Source organism: Nocardioides sp., from assembly GCF_030149505.1.
Taxonomy (GTDB): domain Bacteria; phylum Actinomycetota; class Actinomycetes; order Propionibacteriales; family Nocardioidaceae; genus Nocardioides.
Window position 1 is genome coordinate 62381 of the sequence record NZ_JASBRN010000074.1, and the last position, 14920, is coordinate 77300.

Below are 14920 nucleotides of genomic sequence, written 5' to 3' on the forward strand. Positions count from 1 at the left end.
TCGGAGTATCCCGGCACCGGTCGAGGAGTCCGCTGGCGCGTCCTCACGCGAACACGTCGACGTGGATGTGGTCGCGGTGCTCGAGGATCGCCTGGGTGGCGGGGTCGTCGTTGCGCGGGGCGTCGTAGTCGCGCCAGCCCTCGTCCGCCCGGCGGGCGGTCCAGATCCGGTCGTCGAAGATGATCGTCTGGATCTGCAGCCGCTCGGCCTGGGCAGCGAGGTACGACGCCACGGCCCAGCCCCGGACCTTGCTGGCCGCGCTGACGGGTCGGAAGAAGATGTCCACGGCCCGGCCGTCGTAGTGGGTCGAGCCCTCCATGTGTCCGCTGCTGACGCCGCCCGGGGCGAATCCGCCCAGCGACAGCTCGCCGAACACGGCGACCGCCTCCCGGCGTACCGCCTCCGCCCGCGAGGTCAGGCCGTTGCCGCCCAGCCGGGCGTCGCCGGCGTCGACGCTGTCGGAGGTCTCGCAGTGGAAGGCGCCCTTGCTGTTGCCGGTCAGCGCCGAGGCGAGCACGCGGGCGTCGTCCTCGTGGTCGGCGTAGGCGTCGGGGAACGCCGAGCGCTGCACCTCCTGGGCCGCCTCGGTGATCGGCATGTCCTCGTAGCCCTCGACCTCCACGAGCGCGTCGTAGAAGGCGTTCGTCGCGTAGACCGGGTCACCGACCTGCGCGGGGGAGCCCCAGCCCTGCGACGGCCGCTGCTGGAAGATCCCGACCGAGTCCCGGTCGCCGCCCTCGAGGTTGCGGATGTCGGACTCCTGGTAGGCCGTCGCCAGGGCGATCGACACCGCCCGCGCCGGCAGCCCGCGGCGTACGCCGATGGCCGCGACGAGCGCGGCGTTCTCGGCCTGCTCGGGCGTGAGCTCGACCTCCTGGTCACCCACCGCGGCGAAGCAGCGGTCGCCGACGAACGAGGGACCGACCTCACGGAGCACGTAGTAGCCGCCGGCCACGGTCGCGACCACGACCGCGAGGGCGGCGAGCGCCCCGAGGACCTTGTTCACGCCCTCCATGATCCTGGAGCGATCCAAGCGGCGCGCGCTACCCATCGCCGTTGGTCGAGCAGCGAGCGCCAGCGAGCGTCGTCGAGACCGCCGCACATCTCTGTGGTCGGCGACCACAGGCAGCCCACGCGGTCTCGACGACGCCCTCGCTGGCGCTCGGGCTGCTCGACCTCCAGGCCGGGGCTACGGGATCAGTTCTTGTGCAGCGCCTCGTTGAGCGCGATGCCCTCGCCCTTCCACGGGACGGCCTCGACCGCGCCGGAGACCGAGTTACGGCGGAACAGCACGTTGCTGGCACCCGAGAGCTCGGCCGCCTTGATGACGCTGCCGTCCTCGACGCCGCCCAGCCCGCGCACGGTCACCTTCGTGCCGGCCGTGACGTAGCAGCCGGCCTCCACGACGCAGTCGTCGCCGAGCGAGATGCCGAGGCCGGCGTTGGCGCCCAGCAGGCAGCGGCGACCGATGGAGATGACCGCCTTGCCGCCGCCGGACAGCGTGCCCATGATCGAGGCGCCGCCGCCCACGTCGGAGCCGTCGCCCACGACCACGCCGGCGGAGATCCGGCCCTCGACCATCGAGGCGCCGAGCGTGCCGGCGTTGAAGTTCACGAAGCCCTCGTGCATGACCGTGGTGCCCTCAGCCAGGTGTGCGCCGAGCCGGACCCGGTCGGCGTCGGCGACCCGGACACCGGTCGGCACGACGTAGTCGGTCATCCGCGGGAACTTGTCGATCCCGAAGACCGACACGTGCTGGCCCTGCGCGCGCAGCCGGGCGCGGGTGTCCTCGAACCCCTCCACCGCGCACGGGCCGGCCGAGGTCCACACGACGTTGGTGAGCAGCCCGAAGACGCCGTCCATGGACTGCCCGTGCGGCGCCACGAGGCGGTGGGAGAGCAGGTGCAGCCGCAGCCAGACGTCCGCGGTGCTGGCGGGAGCCGCGCCCAGGTCGACCTCGACCGTCACGACCTCGCGACGCACGCGGCGTGCGTGGTCGCTGCCCTCGGCCTCGGTCAGCTCGCGCGGCACCGCGTCGCCCTCGGGGCGGGTGCCCAGCTGCGGGCGTGGGAACCACACGTCCAGGACGCTGCCGTCGCTGGCCGGGTCGGTGGAGACGGTGGCGAGGCCGTGGCCCCAGGCGCTGGTGGTGTCGGTGCTCACGAGCAACCACCCTAGGAGGGGGCGTGGGGCGCCGTAGGAGGGGTGCGCCGCCTGTGGACAGTGTTCTGTACGAAAGTGTCGAAGATCCGTACGATCAAGCCATGGCCTCCGTCCCCGTCAGCGCCGCCCGCGACCAACTGCCCGCGGTGCTCGCACAGTCCGCGACCGAGGCCGTCACGCTGCTGCGCCACGGTCGCGCGGTCGCGGTCGTCGTCAGTCCCCAGCGCTACGAGGAGCTGCTCGAGGTCGAGGAGGAGCTCGAGGACGTCGAGGCCTTCGACGAGGCCATGGCCGAGGCCGGCGACGCGATCCCGTGGGAGCAGGTCAAGGTCGACCTTGGCTGGCTCTGAGCCGAGGAGCGGCGCAGGGCGTCGGCGCTACCGCGTCGAGCTCACGCCGAGCGCCGCCCGACAGCTGCGCGAGCTCGACCCGCAGGTCGGCCGACGGATCGCAGGCGCGATCGAGCTCCTTGCGCTCGACCCACGCCCACCGGCCTCGCGCCAGCTCCGCGGCCGCCCCGGCTACCGCGTCCGCATCGGTGACTGGCGGGTCATCTACACCGTCGAGGACGACGTGCTGCTCGTGCTGGTGCTGCGCCTGGGCCACAGAAAGGACGTGTACGACGGCTGAGCCGTCGCTAGGGTCCGCGCATGTCCTCGGGTGCCGTCGCCGGTGAGCTGCTGGTCGTGATCGGGCCGCCGGCGGTCGGGAAGATGACCGTGGGACGGGCGATCGTGGCCGCGTCGGACTTCCGGCTCTTCCACAACCATCACGTGATCGAGCCGCTCGCCGAGGTCTTCGGGTTCGACCACCCGTCCTTCGAGAAGCTCAAGGAGGCTTGGCGACGCGAGGTGGTCGAGGAGGCGGCTGCCACCGGGACCCGCCTCGTGCTCACGCTCGTGTGGCTGGTCGAGGAGGAGGGGGACGCCGCGATCGTGCGCCGCATCGTCGCGCCGTACGCCGACCGCGGGCTGCGCGTGTCCTTCCTCGAGCTCCGCGCACCGCTGGCGACGCGTCTGGTGCGCAACGTCCAGGACGACCGGATCGCCGCCAAGCCGTCCAAGGCCGACCTGGCCTGGTCCGACGCGCACGTCCGCGAGGCCGACGCCCGCCGGATGAACACCGACCCGCAGCGACCCAGCCCTGCCGACGCGGTCCTGGCCGAGCACCGCCACCTCCGTGTCGACAACACCGACCTGTCCCCGGAGCAGGTGGCCTCGCGGACGCTGGAGTGGCTCGCGGGCTGAGCACCCCCGCACCCGGGGTCGGGACAACCCATTTCCGGATCGGCCGCGGGCCGCCGTACGATCGGTGGCACAGGCGTTCGAGCCGTCATCAGCGGCGAGCCTCCGGAAGAACGGTCCCCACCCCGGCAGCACGTGGAGGCTCACTAGAACCGGACGGGTAGGCCCGTCACAGCCGTGAACGAGTGGGGGGTCTCGACAGGCGACTGTCGGAGCCCCAAGCGAGGTGGTACCGCGGCACCCTCCGCCGGAGGTGGTCGTCCTCGCGGGTTTCGAGACGGGCCTGGCGGCCCTCCTCAACCGGCGAGGACAGGCACATGACGTACCCCAAGGTCTCCCACACCGACGCCACGACCGTCGCGAGCAGCCCGCGCTTCCCCGAGATCGAGGAGCGCGTGCTGGCCTACTGGGCCGCCGACGGCACCTTCCAGGCCTCCATCGACCAGCGCGACCCGGGCGAGCGCGGCGAGAACGAGTTCGTCTTCTACGACGGCCCGCCCTTCGCCAACGGCCTGCCGCACTACGGCCACCTGCTGACCGGCTACGTGAAGGACCTCGTCCCGCGCTACCAGACGATGCGCGGCAAGCGGGTCGAGCGCCGCTTCGGCTGGGACACCCACGGCCTGCCCGCCGAGCTGGAGGCCATGCGCCTCAACGGCATCAAGACCACCGACGAGATCGTCGAGCTGGGCATCGAGAAGTTCAACGACGCCTGCCGCGAGTCGGTGATGAAGTACACCGGCGAGTGGCGCGACTACGTCACCCGCCAGGCCCGCTGGGTCGACTTCGACCACGACTACAAGACTATGAACCCCGACTACATGGAGTCGGTCATGTGGGCCTTCAAGTCCCTGTGGGACAAGGGTCTGGTCTACGAGGGCTTCCGCGTGCTGCCCTACTGCTGGAACGACGAGACGCCGCTGTCCAACCACGAGCTGCGGATGGACGACGACGTCTACAAGCAGGTCCAAGACCCGGCGGTGACCGTCGGCCTGCGGATGCACGCCACGGGCGAGGACGAGGTGCTCGACGGCGCCCACCTCCTCGTCTGGACGACCACCCCCTGGACCCTGCCCAGCCACCTCGCGGTGATGGTCGGCTCGGAGATCGAGTACGTCGTCGTGGAGGGCCCCGTGCCGGGGACTGACCGCACGGCCAAGTACGTCGTCGCGGAGGCCCGGCTGGCGGCGTACCAGCGCGAGCTCTTCCCCGACGCCGAGGAGCCGACCGTGCTCGGGCGCTACACCGGCGCCCAGCTGGTCGGGCGCACCTACGACCCGCCGTTCTCCTACTTCGCCGACCACGCATCCGAGGAGCACGGCCGGGCCTTCCGGGTCGTGGCCGCCGACGACGCCGTGACGACCACCGACGGTGTCGGCCTCGTCCACACCGCCGGTGCGTTCGGTGAGGTCGACAAGGAGGTGACCGACCGCGAGGGCATCGAGGCGGTCATGCCGGTCGGCAAGGACGGCCGGTTCACGTTCCCGGTCACCGACTACGAGGGCCTGCGGGTCTTCGAGGCCAACCTGCAGATCATCGACCACCTCAAGGCCGCCACCCGCGGCGAGGGCGAGCGCGGCAGCGTCACCGAGGGGACGATCCTGCTGCGCCGCGAGACCTACGACCACTCCTACCCGCACTGCTGGCGCTGCCGCGAGCCCCTGATCTACAAGGGCGTCTCGTCGTGGTTCGTCGAGGTCACCGCGATCAAGGAGCGGATGCTCGAGCTCAACCAGCAGATCAACTGGGTGCCGGGCCACATCCAGGACGGCCAGTTCGGTCGCTGGCTGGAGAACGCCCGCGACTGGTCGATCACCCGCAACCGCTTCTGGGGCAGCCCGGTGCCGGTGTGGAAGTCCGACGACGAGGCCTACCCGCGCATCGACGTCTACGGCTCCTTCGAGGAGATCGAGCGCGACTTCGGCACACTGCCGCGCAACGCCGCCGGCGAGCCGGACCTGCACCGGCCGTACGTCGACGACCTGGTGCGCCCGAACCCCGACGACCCGACGGGTCGCTCGATGATGCGCCGGGTGCCGGACGTGCTCGACGTGTGGTTCGACTCGGGCTCCATGTCGTACGCCCAGGTGCACTACCCGTTCGAGAACGCCGAGTGGTTCAGCGGTTCGGACACCAAGGACCCGCACTTCCCGGCCGACTTCATCGTGGAGTACATCGGCCAGACCCGCGGCTGGTTCTACACGCTGCACATCCTCGCGACGGCGCTCTTCGACAAGCCGGCCTTCGAGAACTGCATCAGCCACGGCATCGTGCTCGGCTCCGACGGCAACAAGATGTCGAAGTCGCTGCGCAACTACCCCGACGTGCGCGAGGTCTTCGACCGCGACGGCGCCGACGCGATGCGCTGGTTCCTCATGGCGAGCCCGATCCTGCGCGGCGGCAACCTCATCGTTACCGAGCAGGGCATCCGCGACTCGGTGCGCCAGGTGATGATCCCGCTGTGGAACAGCTGGTACTTCTTCCAGCTCTACGCCAATGCCGCCGCCGGGGGTGCCGGGGTGGACGTGGCGGCCTCGACCGGGTCCACCGACCCGCTGGACCGCTACCTGCTGGCCAAGTGCCGCGACTACGTGCAGGCCATGACCGAGTCGCTGGACTCCTACGCCGTCGCCGATGCCTGCGAGCACACCCGCGGGTTCCTGGACGTGCTGACGAACTGGTACATCCGCCGATCGCGCGACCGCTTCTGGTCCGAGGACGAGCAGGCCTTCGCCACGCTCTACACGGTGCTGGAGACCGTCTGCCGCACGACCGCGCCGCTGCTGCCGCTGACCACCGAGGAGATCTGGCGCGGCTTGACCGGTGGGCGCTCGGTGCACCTGGCGGACTGGCCGCTGGCCTCGTCGCTCCCTGCGGACGACGCGCTCGTCGCCGCGATGGACACCGTCCGCGAGGTCTGCTCGGCCACCTCCGCGCTGCGCAAGGCGCGGTCGCTGCGCAACCGGCTGCCGCTCTCGACGCTCACCGTCGTGGTGCCCTCGCCCTGGGACCTGGAGGGCTTCGAGTCGATCGTGGCCGACGAGGTGAACGTCAAGGCGGTGCGGCTGCTCGCGGCCGACGCGCCCGAGGCGGCGGCGTACGGCGTGGAGCAGAAGCTCACCGTCAACGCCCGGGCCGCCGGGCCGCGGCTGGGTCGCGAGGTCCAGCTGGCCATCAAGGGCTCGAAGTCCGGCGACTGGTCGGTCGCCGAGGACGGCACCGTGACCGCCGGCGGGTTGGCGCTCGTGGAGGGGGAGTACACCCTCGAGACCGTCGCCGGTGCGGCCGACGACTCGACCGCGGTGGGCGTGCTGCCCGGGGGCGGGTTCGTCGTCCTCGACACGACCGTCACCGACGAGCTGGCTGCGGAGGGCCTGGCCCGCGACCTCGTCCGCGCGGTCCAGCAGGCCCGCCGGGACGCCGGGCTCGAGGTGTCCGACCGGATCAGCCTGGTCGTGGGCGGCTCGCCCGCGCTGCAGGCGGCAGCCCGCACGCACGAGGAGATGGTCTGCGAGGAGACCCTCGCGACGTCGTACGACGTGGGGGAGGCGGGGCCCGAGGCGACCCTCGTCGACCTCGGCGCCGGCGAGAAGGCCACCCTCACCGTCACCAAGGCCTGACGTGGCGTGCGGCGATACCCGGTTACCCGGGTATCGCCGCACTTCCCGGCCACTGCAGAGGCCGGTATGTGCACCGATACCCGGGTAACCGGGTATTCCCCAGGGTGTCCTCGCAGCTAGCCGATGAGGGCCGGCGGCTGCAGGCCGAGCCGGTCGGCCATCCGGTCCAGGGAGGCGATGACCTCGTCGGGGGCCTTGTCGGGGACGCCCCAGATGAGCTCGGAGACGCCCTGCTCGGCCCACCTCAGGAGGTCGTCGGGGTTCGGCTTGAAGGCGATGAGGACCCGGATGTCCGGGAGACCCTCGCGGCCGGCGGCGGCCCAGGCGGCCTTGAGGTGCTCGATCTGTCCCGAGATGTCCTGCTGGGTGGGCGTGGTCATCCAGCCGTCCGCGTTCTCGGAGATCCACTGGAAGGTCTTGGGGCCGCCACCGGCGCCGATGATGAGCGGGATGTGGTGCGAGGGCTTGGGGTAGGCCCACGAGGGACCGAACTGCACGAACTCCCCGTCGTACGACGCCTCCTCCTGAGTCCAGAGCGCGCGCATCGCCTCGACGTACTCCCGCAGTACCGTGCGGCGCTTCTCCGGCGGCACGTGGTGGTCGGCGAGCTCGTCGGTGTTCCAGCCGAACCCGGCGCCGATCTCGACCCGGCCGTCGGAGAGGTGGTCGAGGGTGGCGATGGTCTTGGCGAGCGTGATCGGGTCGGACTCGACCGGCAGCGCGACGGCCGTGGACAGCTTGATCCGCGAGGTCCGCGTAGCGACGGTGGCCAGCGAGACCCACGGGTCCAGGGTGCGCAGGTAGCGGTCGTCGGGGAGCGTCTCGTCCTTGGTGCCCGGGTGCGCGGCGGTCCGCTTGACCGGGATGTGGGTGTGCTCGGGGACGTAGAAGGTGTCGAACCCGCGCTCCTCCGCGGCGACCGCGAGGTCGGCGGGCCGGATGCCGCGGTCGGAGGTGAACAGGACGAGTCCGTTGCGCATGGGACGGACACTAGAACCTGTTCCAGTTCCAAGGGAAGGGGATGAGGCTCGTCATCCGGACACGTGTCCAGTTCACCCTCGCGTCGATGGCGGCTGGTTGACTCGCCCCATGACCTCGCTCGACCTGCCCACCGGTCCGTCCCTGGACCTGACGACCGACCCGGTCACGCTCACCCGGCACCTGGTCGACATCGAGTCCGTGAGCCACGACGAGGGGCGGATCGCCGACGCGGTCGAGGCGGCGCTGCGCACCCACGACCACCTCGAGGTGACCCGGCGCGGCCACACGATCGTCGCGCGCACCGACCTGGGGCGCGGCGAGCGCGTCGTCATCGCCGGCCACCTCGACACCGTCCCGCTCAACGACAACCTCCCCAGCCGCCTGGACGAGGGGGCCGGCATCCTCCACGGACTCGGCACCTGCGACATGAAGGGCGGCGACGCCGTCCTGCTGCACCTCGCGGCCACCGTCACCGAGCCGGTCCGCGACGTGACCTACGTGCTCTACGAGGCCGAGGAGGTCGAGGAGCGCTACAACGGTCTCAAGCACCTCGCCGAGCGCGAGCCCGCGCTGCTCTCCGCCGACTTCGCGATCCTCATGGAGCCCTCCAACGCCGGGGTCGAGGCCGGCTGCCAGGGCACCCTGCGCGTCGAGGTCCGCACCCATGGCGAGCGCGCGCACTCCGCCCGCTCCTGGAGGGGCGTCAACGCCATCCACGGCGCTGCCGAGGTGCTCGCCCGGCTCCAGGCCTACGAGCCGCGCCGCCCGGTGATCGACGGGCTGGAGTACCACGAGGGCCTCAACGCGGTGCGCATCCACGGCGGCGTCGCCGGCAACGTCGTCCCCGACGAGTGCGTCGTGGAGGTCAACTTCCGCTTCGCCCCCGACCGCTCCACCGAGGAGGCGGTCGCCTTCGTCACCGAGTTCTTCGCCCCGTACGACGTCACGCTGACCGACCTCGCACCAGGCGCGCTCCCGGGGCTGGACCGGCCGGCTGCCGCGGCGTTTGTCGAGGCCGTCGGCGGGCAGGTGGCCCCCAAGTTCGGCTGGACCGACGTCGCCCGGTTCACCGGGCTGGGCGTGCCGGCGGTGAACTACGGGCCGGGCGACCCGCTCTTCGCCCACAAGCAGGACGAGCACGTGAAGGTCTCCGACATCGAGACCTGCGCGACGACGCTGAAGAGGTGGCTGACCGATGGACGCTGATCACGGCACCGAGCACGGCACAGAGCACGGCACCGAGCAGGAGCTCGACCAGGGGGCGGCCGCCGAGAGCCGCTACGAGGGGCCGGTGCGGTACCGCCGCAGCCAGGTCCCGTCCACCACGACCGACCAGCGGCTGCTGGACTCCCGCGGCCCGCACGACTGGGTGCACACCGACCCGTGGCGCGTTCTCAGGATTCAGGCCGAGTTCGTCGAGGGGTTCGGCCAGCTGGCCGAGCTCGGGACGGCGGTCGCCGTGTTCGGGTCCGCCCGCACGAAGCCCGACGAGCCGTCGTACGCCCAGGCGGAGGAGCTGGGCCGCGCGCTGGTCGAGGCCGGCTTCGCCGTCGTGACCGGTGGTGGGCCGGGCGCCATGGAGGCGGCCAACCGCGGCGCCTCGCAGGCCGGCGGGGTCAGCGTCGGGCTCGGCATCGAGCTGCCCTTCGAGGACGGCCTCAACGACTGGGTCGACCTCGGCATCAACTTCCGCTACTTCTTCGTCCGCAAGACGATGTTCGTGAAGTACGCCCAGGGCTTCGTGGTGCTGCCCGGCGGCCTGGGGACCCTCGACGAGCTGTTCGAGGCGCTGACCCTGGTGCAGACGCGCAAGGTCACTGAGTTCCCCATCGTGCTCGTCGGCACCGAGTACTGGCGGGGTCTGGTGGACTGGATGCGCGCCACGCAGCTGGCCGCCGGCAAGATCTCCGAGGCCGACCTCGACATGATGGTCCTGACGGACGACGTGGACGAAGCAGTGCGGATCATGGTCGCCGCGCGCGAGGAGGGGCAGCGCCGATGATGTGGTTCTTCGCGATCCTGGTCGTGCTCCTGCTCGGCGCGATCGCCGTCGTCGCGGCGGGCAAGGGCGCCCCGCTCGCCGAGGAGTACGACGACCGCCCCGACGCCCTCGTGCCGGCCGACCGCCCGCTGACCAGCGAGGACCTGCGCCGGGTCCGGTTCTCGATCGCCCTCCGCGGCTACCGCATGAGCGAGGTCGACGCCCTGCTGGCGCGGCTCGCCGAGGAGCAGGACGGTCGTGGCGCCCGACACACCGAGTGAGGCACACTCACCCGCGTGTCGGTCAGCGTCGTCGTCTACGTCCTCACGTTCCTGGGTGTCGTCGTCGTCGCCCTGACCCGTCTGCGCCTGGGCCGCTCGGAGGAGGGCGGTGCCCGGCGCGTCGACGTTGGACCGACCTGGCTGCTCGCCCACACGGTCCTCGGCTCGCTCGCGGTGCTCGTGTGGCTGGTCTTCCTCATTGCCCCCGAGGACTCCCCGCCCGGTGACCCGCTCGTCGGGATCGTCGCACTCGGCCTGTGGTGGGGCACCGCGATCGCCGGCCTGATGATCCTCGTGCGCTGGCTGCCCTCGAAGGGCCGGCACGCCGTCGAGGTCCCGGAGGACTCCTGGTCGAGCGGGCCGGGCCTGTCGTTGCTCGCACACCTCGGGATGGTCGTCGGCGTCGCGGTCTTCACCTGGGCCTACTGGACGGCCGCGGTCTGATGCCGCGGTCCCGCACCGGTGCTCGGAGCCGGGTCGGGCTCGCCGTCCTCCTCGCCGCGCTCGCGGCGCCCGTGCTCGCGCTGGGGTCCCAGCAGGTCTCGGTCGCGACGCAGGCCGGCGCCGCCCGCGCCGATCGCGAGGCGGTCGTGCAGACGCTGAAGATCGGCGAGTCGGTGCGCGGTCGGCCGATCCTGGCGCACCGCCTCGGGGAGCCGGCCGACAACGGCGTACCCACGATCGTGCTCATCGGGGCCATGCACGGCAACGAGCAGCGCACCCGCCCGGCGCTCTGGTCGATCCTCGAGGGGAAGCCGCTCATCGGGGCGGAGCTCTGGGTGATCCCGACCTACAACCCCGACGGCATCGCCGCCGGCACGCGTCGCAACGCCCACGGCGTCGACCTCAACCGCAACTTCCCCTACCGCTGGGCACCGCTGGACGGCAACGACGAGTCCGGTCCCCGCCCGGCCTCGGAGCCCGAGACCCGCGCGGTGATGCGCTTCCTCGCGAAGGTGCGGCCCGACCGCATCCTGAGCTTCCACCAGCCGCTGCACGGCGTGGACACCGACACCAAGGACCGCGCCTTCGCCGAGCGGGTCGCGCGGATCCTCCGGCTGCCGCGCAAGACCTTCGACTGCGGGGGCGTCTGCCACGGCACGATGACCGGCTGGTTCAACGACCGGTACGCCGGGTCCGCCCTCACCGTGGAGCTCGGGCCGGCCCCCGGGGAGGCCTACCTCCGCGACGTGCTCGCCCCCCGCATCCTTCGGGCGGTCGGGGTCGAGGAGGGCGCCTACGAGTGGGGGCCGATGCCCGAGCCGACCGAGGAGCCCGAGCCGACCCAGGAGCCGACGCCCACGGCCGAGCCGACAGCGACGGCCGAGCCGACGCCGGGCGAGCCGACGCCAGGATCGTGAGTCGGTGAGCAGCCCGGCTTGCGGCAAGTTCTGTCGGCCGGCCGACCAACCCTGCAGTGGGACGACAAAGGTGCGTCGTCCAGCTGCAAGGTTCGTCGGCCGGCCGACGAACCTCGCCGCAGCCGGCCCACAGCCTCACCGCCCGTGGAACTCCGGCTTCTGCTTGGCCACGAACGCCGCGACGGCCGCGGCGTGGTCCTCGGTGGCGCCGGTGGCGTTCATCATCTGCCGCTCGAGCTCGAGGGAGTCCGCGACGCTGTGCCCGGCGGCGTACGACACCGAGCGGCGCATGGCGCCGTACGCGCGCGTCGGGCCGGCAGCCAGGCGCCGGGCGAGCTCGCCGGCCTCGGCGGCGAGCGTCTCGGCGGGCACCACGCGGGTGGCCAGGCCGAGCTCGAGCGCCTCGGCGGCGGGCACGGTGCGCGGGAAGTAGAGCAGCTCGAGCGCCTTGGCCCGGCCCACCAGGATCTGCAGGTTGATGCTGGCGCCGGTGTCGCAGGAGAGCGCGACGTTCGAGAACGCGAGGTTGAAGCCCGCGCCCTCGGCGACGATGCGCATGTCGCACGCCATGGCCAGGCTGGCGCCCGCACCGGCGGCCACGCCGTTGACCGCCGCGATGACGGGCTTGTCCATCTCCATGAGCGTGGCGACGATCGGGTTGTAGTGCTTCTCGACGGTGGTGAAGAGCTGGTCGCTGCCGCCGGTCTCCAGCAGCCCGATGTGCTCCTTGAGGTCCTGGCCGGTGCAGAAGGCGCGCCCGGTGCCGGTCAGCACGACGCAGCGGACCTCGGGGTCCTCCGCGACGGTGCGGGTCACCTCGACCAGGATCTCCTTGGTCGCGATGTCGAGGCTGTTCATGGCCTCGGGGCGGTTGAGCGTGATGGTGGCGACGCCGTCGGCGAGGTCGAGCAGGACGGGGCCGGAGGTCAGCGGGCTGGTCATGCGGGGGAGTCTGCCGCATGCCCTGCCGGTGGTGGAGTGTCCACCGACGGGGACCCTGTGCTGCCGATCACCCTCCCGGTGGGGGATACTGGTCCTCCACGCGTGGTCCGGGCTCGCTCGGAGCCGCGCGTCCTGTGCCGTTCGGGCAAGACGACGAGGAAGAGGTGCGCGATGGCGGCGATGAAGCCGCGGACGGGCGACGGTCCGCTGGAGGTCACCAAGGAAGGGCGCGGCATCGTCATGCGGGTCCCCCTCGAGGGCGGCGGACGTCTCGTCGTCGAGCTGAACGCCGAGGAGGCCGGCGCCCTGGGCGACGCCCTCAAGGCCGTCGTCGGCTGATCGCCGCTTGATGGAGCCCTCGGCACCCGCACTGCCCACCCAGGTCACCCCGCCGGAGATCGCGCTCAGCGACGTCGGGCCCCACGCCGTACGCGGTGTGGAGGTCGTCGCGCTGCCCGTGCTGCCCGCGGGACCCGAGGAGGGCGACGGACCGGTCCTCGGACCGGGCGCCGAGGAGCTCGCCGGGCAGCTCGGCGTCGACCTGCTGGCCCTGCTGGAGGCCGAGAAGGCGACCGGCAAGGTCGGGGAGGTCGTGCGGCTGCCGGTCCCGCTCGGCTCGCCCGACGACGGCGACCTGCGCTGGGTGCTGCTCGTCGGCGTCGGCGACCAGGGCACCGACGCGCTCCGGCGCGCCGGGGCGACGCTGGCGCGGGCCACCAAGGGCCGGGCATCCGTGGCGACCTCGATCGCCGCGATCACCGACGACGCCGGGCTCGAGGCCTTCGTCGTCGGGGTGGTGCTGGGCTCGTTCTCGTTCTCGTGGCGCTCCCAGGAACGGCCGGAGTCCGAGCCCGTACGCCGCGTGGTGCTCGCCGGCTGCGGCACCGACCGGCAACCGGCCCTCTCGCGCGGGCTCGCGCTCGGCGGCGCCGGCTGGCAGGCGCGGCTGCTCGCGACCGTCCCGTCCAACCTGAAGAACCCCGTCTGGCTCGCCGAGCAGGCCCGCGAGGTCGCCGACCGGGCCGGCCTGAAGTACCAGGTCTGGGACGAGCAGCAGCTGGCCGCCGGCGGCTTCGGCGGCATCCTCGGCGTCGGCCAGGGCTCGGTGAACCCGCCGCGCCTGGTGCGCCTCGACTACACGCCGAGGAAGTCCTCGCGCCGCACGCCCACGATCGTGCTGGTCGGCAAGGGCATCACCTTCGACACCGGCGGCCTGTCGATCAAGCCCGGCGAGGCGATGTCGACGATGAAGCGCGACATGACCGGCGCCGGCGTCGTGCTCGCCACCATGGCCGCGCTCGAGGCCGTCGACTGCCCGGTCAAGGTCGTCGGCCTGCTCGCCTGCGCCGAGAACTCCGTCTCCGGCCGCGCCATGCGCCCCGGCGACGTCATCCGCCACTTCGGCGGCCGCACCACCGAGGTCACCAACACCGACGCCGAGGGCCGTCTGGTCATGGCCGACGCCCTCGCGTACGCCGTCGCCGAGATCGCCCCCGCCGCGCTCGTGGACGTCGCGACCCTGACCGGCGCGATCAAGGTGGCCCTCGGGCAGCGCACGGGCGGCTTCTTCGCCGACGACGAGGGTCTGGCCGCCGCCATCGCGGCCGCCGGCACCCGCGCCGGGGAGCCGCTGTGGCGCTTCCCCCTGGCCTCGGTCTACGAGGAGAAGATCGCCTCGAAGGTCGCCGATGCCGACAACGCCGGAGGTGGCCCGGGCGCCATCACCGCCGCGCTCTTCCTCCAGCACTTCACCGGCGACGTCCCCTGGGCGCACCTCGACATCGCGTCCGTCGGCGACTCGCCCTCGGAGAGCTTCGAGTGGACCACCGGCCCGTCCGGCTTCGGCGCCCGCGCCCTGCTGACCTGGCTGGGGTCCGAGGACCCGCTCGCCGGTGTCGGCGCGGGCCACCAGGAGTAGCCCCGTGCACGGCCTCTCGGTGCGGTGGTCGCTGGTCGGCGTACCCGACCGGGTCGCCGACGAGCTCGCCGCCTACGTCGAGTCCACCTCGCACGCCCGGTTCACCGGCATGGACGGGCTGCGGTTCAAGGTGTGGCGGATGCGCCGCGGCGAGTGGTTCGAGGGCACCTACCTGTTCGTGAGCGAGCGGGCGCGTGCGGACTTCGAGGCGGAGTTCCTCGCCGGGGTCGCCGAGGCCCCTGGCACCCGGATCGTCGGCGCCCCACCGGTGCTCGTCGAGGCCTGGGAGCACGTCGCCACCGCCGAGGGTTGGGACGGGTTCGCACCGACCGCCCGTGGGGAGCGCTGAGCGGGGGTAGTGCGGACACAGTTTAACACCAAGCGCGAGGGTAGGGGGTGAAAGTGTTGGGGCTAACCCCCCCAACGGGC

General features: G+C 72.2%; 16 protein-coding genes. 12 read left to right on the forward strand and 4 right to left on the reverse strand.

Translation table 11 applies throughout. The features are described 5' to 3' along the window. Positions 1–43: 43 nt before the first annotated feature. Both Q1V71_RS17085 and dapD read right to left on the reverse strand, forming a co-directional pair. Entirely contained in the window at positions 44–1006 is a 963-nt protein-coding gene (locus tag Q1V71_RS17085; RefSeq protein ID WP_300645357.1) for a hypothetical protein, read from the reverse strand. A 191-nt stretch (positions 1007–1197) separates the two neighbouring features. After that, positions 1198–2163, reverse strand: a complete 966-nt coding sequence (gene dapD, locus Q1V71_RS17090) for a 2,3,4,5-tetrahydropyridine-2,6-dicarboxylate N-succinyltransferase (RefSeq protein ID WP_300645358.1) — start codon at positions 2161–2163, stop codon at positions 1198–1200. A gap of 101 nt (positions 2164–2264) precedes the next feature. Between dapD and Q1V71_RS17095 the strand changes: the two genes are divergently transcribed. The 4 genes from Q1V71_RS17095 to ileS all read left to right on the forward strand — a co-directional run bounded on the left by Q1V71_RS17095 (position 2265) and on the right by ileS (position 7027). After that, positions 2265–2513 (forward strand): type II toxin-antitoxin system Phd/YefM family antitoxin, encoded by a 249-nt coding sequence (locus Q1V71_RS17095; protein ID WP_300645359.1) that lies wholly within the window; start codon positions 2265–2267, stop codon positions 2511–2513. After that, positions 2500–2793 carry a type II toxin-antitoxin system RelE/ParE family toxin gene (locus tag Q1V71_RS17100; RefSeq protein WP_300645360.1) on the forward strand — a complete coding sequence of 98 codons (294 nt, stop codon included), beginning with the start codon at positions 2500–2502 and terminating at the stop codon, positions 2791–2793. The genes Q1V71_RS17095 and Q1V71_RS17100 overlap by 14 nt, the downstream gene beginning before the upstream one ends. Before the next feature lie 20 nt (positions 2794–2813). Next, on the forward strand, positions 2814–3410 hold the full coding sequence (locus Q1V71_RS17105; RefSeq protein ID WP_300645362.1) for a hypothetical protein: 597 nt from the start codon (positions 2814–2816) through the stop codon (positions 3408–3410). Positions 3411–3724: 314 nt separating this feature from the next. Further along, positions 3725–7027, forward strand: a complete 3303-nt coding sequence (gene ileS / locus Q1V71_RS17110; RefSeq protein WP_300645364.1) for an isoleucine--tRNA ligase — start codon at positions 3725–3727, stop codon at positions 7025–7027. A 116-nt stretch (positions 7028–7143) separates the two neighbouring features. On the opposite strand, the gene Q1V71_RS17115 is transcribed toward ileS, so the two are convergent. After that, entirely contained in the window at positions 7144–8007 is an 864-nt protein-coding gene (locus Q1V71_RS17115; protein WP_300645365.1) for an LLM class F420-dependent oxidoreductase, read from the reverse strand. 109 nt (positions 8008–8116) lie between these two features. Here Q1V71_RS17115 and dapE point away from each other — a divergent pair, with 109 nt between their 5' ends. From dapE to Q1V71_RS17140, 5 genes are read left to right on the forward strand one after another with little or no spacing between them, the layout of a single operon-like run. Then, a complete protein-coding gene (dapE, locus tag Q1V71_RS17120) occupies positions 8117–9214 on the forward strand; it encodes a succinyl-diaminopimelate desuccinylase (RefSeq protein ID WP_300645367.1) in 1098 nt (365 codons plus the stop codon). Then, positions 9204–10010: a TIGR00730 family Rossman fold protein gene (locus Q1V71_RS17125; protein WP_300645369.1), complete on the forward strand. Its 807-nt coding sequence runs from the start codon at positions 9204–9206 to the stop codon at positions 10008–10010. The genes dapE and Q1V71_RS17125 overlap by 11 nt, the downstream gene beginning before the upstream one ends. After that, positions 10007–10270, forward strand: coding sequence for a DivIVA domain-containing protein (locus Q1V71_RS17130; RefSeq protein ID WP_300645371.1), 264 nt, complete (start codon positions 10007–10009; stop codon positions 10268–10270). The genes Q1V71_RS17125 and Q1V71_RS17130 overlap by 4 nt, the downstream gene beginning before the upstream one ends. Positions 10271–10285: 15 nt before the next feature. Then, on the forward strand, positions 10286–10714 hold the full coding sequence (locus Q1V71_RS17135) for a hypothetical protein (RefSeq protein WP_300645373.1): 429 nt from the start codon (positions 10286–10288) through the stop codon (positions 10712–10714). Next, positions 10714–11631: a M14 family zinc carboxypeptidase gene (locus tag Q1V71_RS17140; RefSeq protein ID WP_300645374.1), complete on the forward strand. Its 918-nt coding sequence runs from the start codon at positions 10714–10716 to the stop codon at positions 11629–11631. The genes Q1V71_RS17135 and Q1V71_RS17140 overlap by 1 nt, the downstream gene beginning before the upstream one ends. Positions 11632–11766: 135 nt before the next feature. Here Q1V71_RS17140 and Q1V71_RS17145 read toward each other — a convergent pair whose 3' ends face one another. Beyond that, complete coding sequence (locus Q1V71_RS17145) at positions 11767–12561, reverse strand: enoyl-CoA hydratase-related protein (protein ID WP_300645385.1); 795 nt, start codon at positions 12559–12561, stop codon at positions 11767–11769. A gap of 183 nt (positions 12562–12744) precedes the next feature. On the opposite strand from Q1V71_RS17145, the gene Q1V71_RS17150 reads away from it, so the two are divergent. The 3 genes from Q1V71_RS17150 to Q1V71_RS17160 are packed head-to-tail and all read left to right on the forward strand — an operon-like array spanning position 12745 to position 14840. Further along, on the forward strand, positions 12745–12912 hold the full coding sequence (locus tag Q1V71_RS17150; RefSeq protein WP_166191440.1) for a DUF3117 domain-containing protein: 168 nt from the start codon (positions 12745–12747) through the stop codon (positions 12910–12912). Between the two features lie 10 nt (positions 12913–12922). Then, positions 12923–14491 carry a leucyl aminopeptidase gene (locus Q1V71_RS17155; protein ID WP_300645376.1) on the forward strand — a complete coding sequence of 523 codons (1569 nt, stop codon included), beginning with the start codon at positions 12923–12925 and terminating at the stop codon, positions 14489–14491. Between the two features lie 4 nt (positions 14492–14495). Continuing rightward, positions 14496–14840: a hypothetical protein gene (locus Q1V71_RS17160; protein ID WP_300645378.1), complete on the forward strand. Its 345-nt coding sequence runs from the start codon at positions 14496–14498 to the stop codon at positions 14838–14840. Positions 14841–14920: the final 80 nt, after the last annotated feature.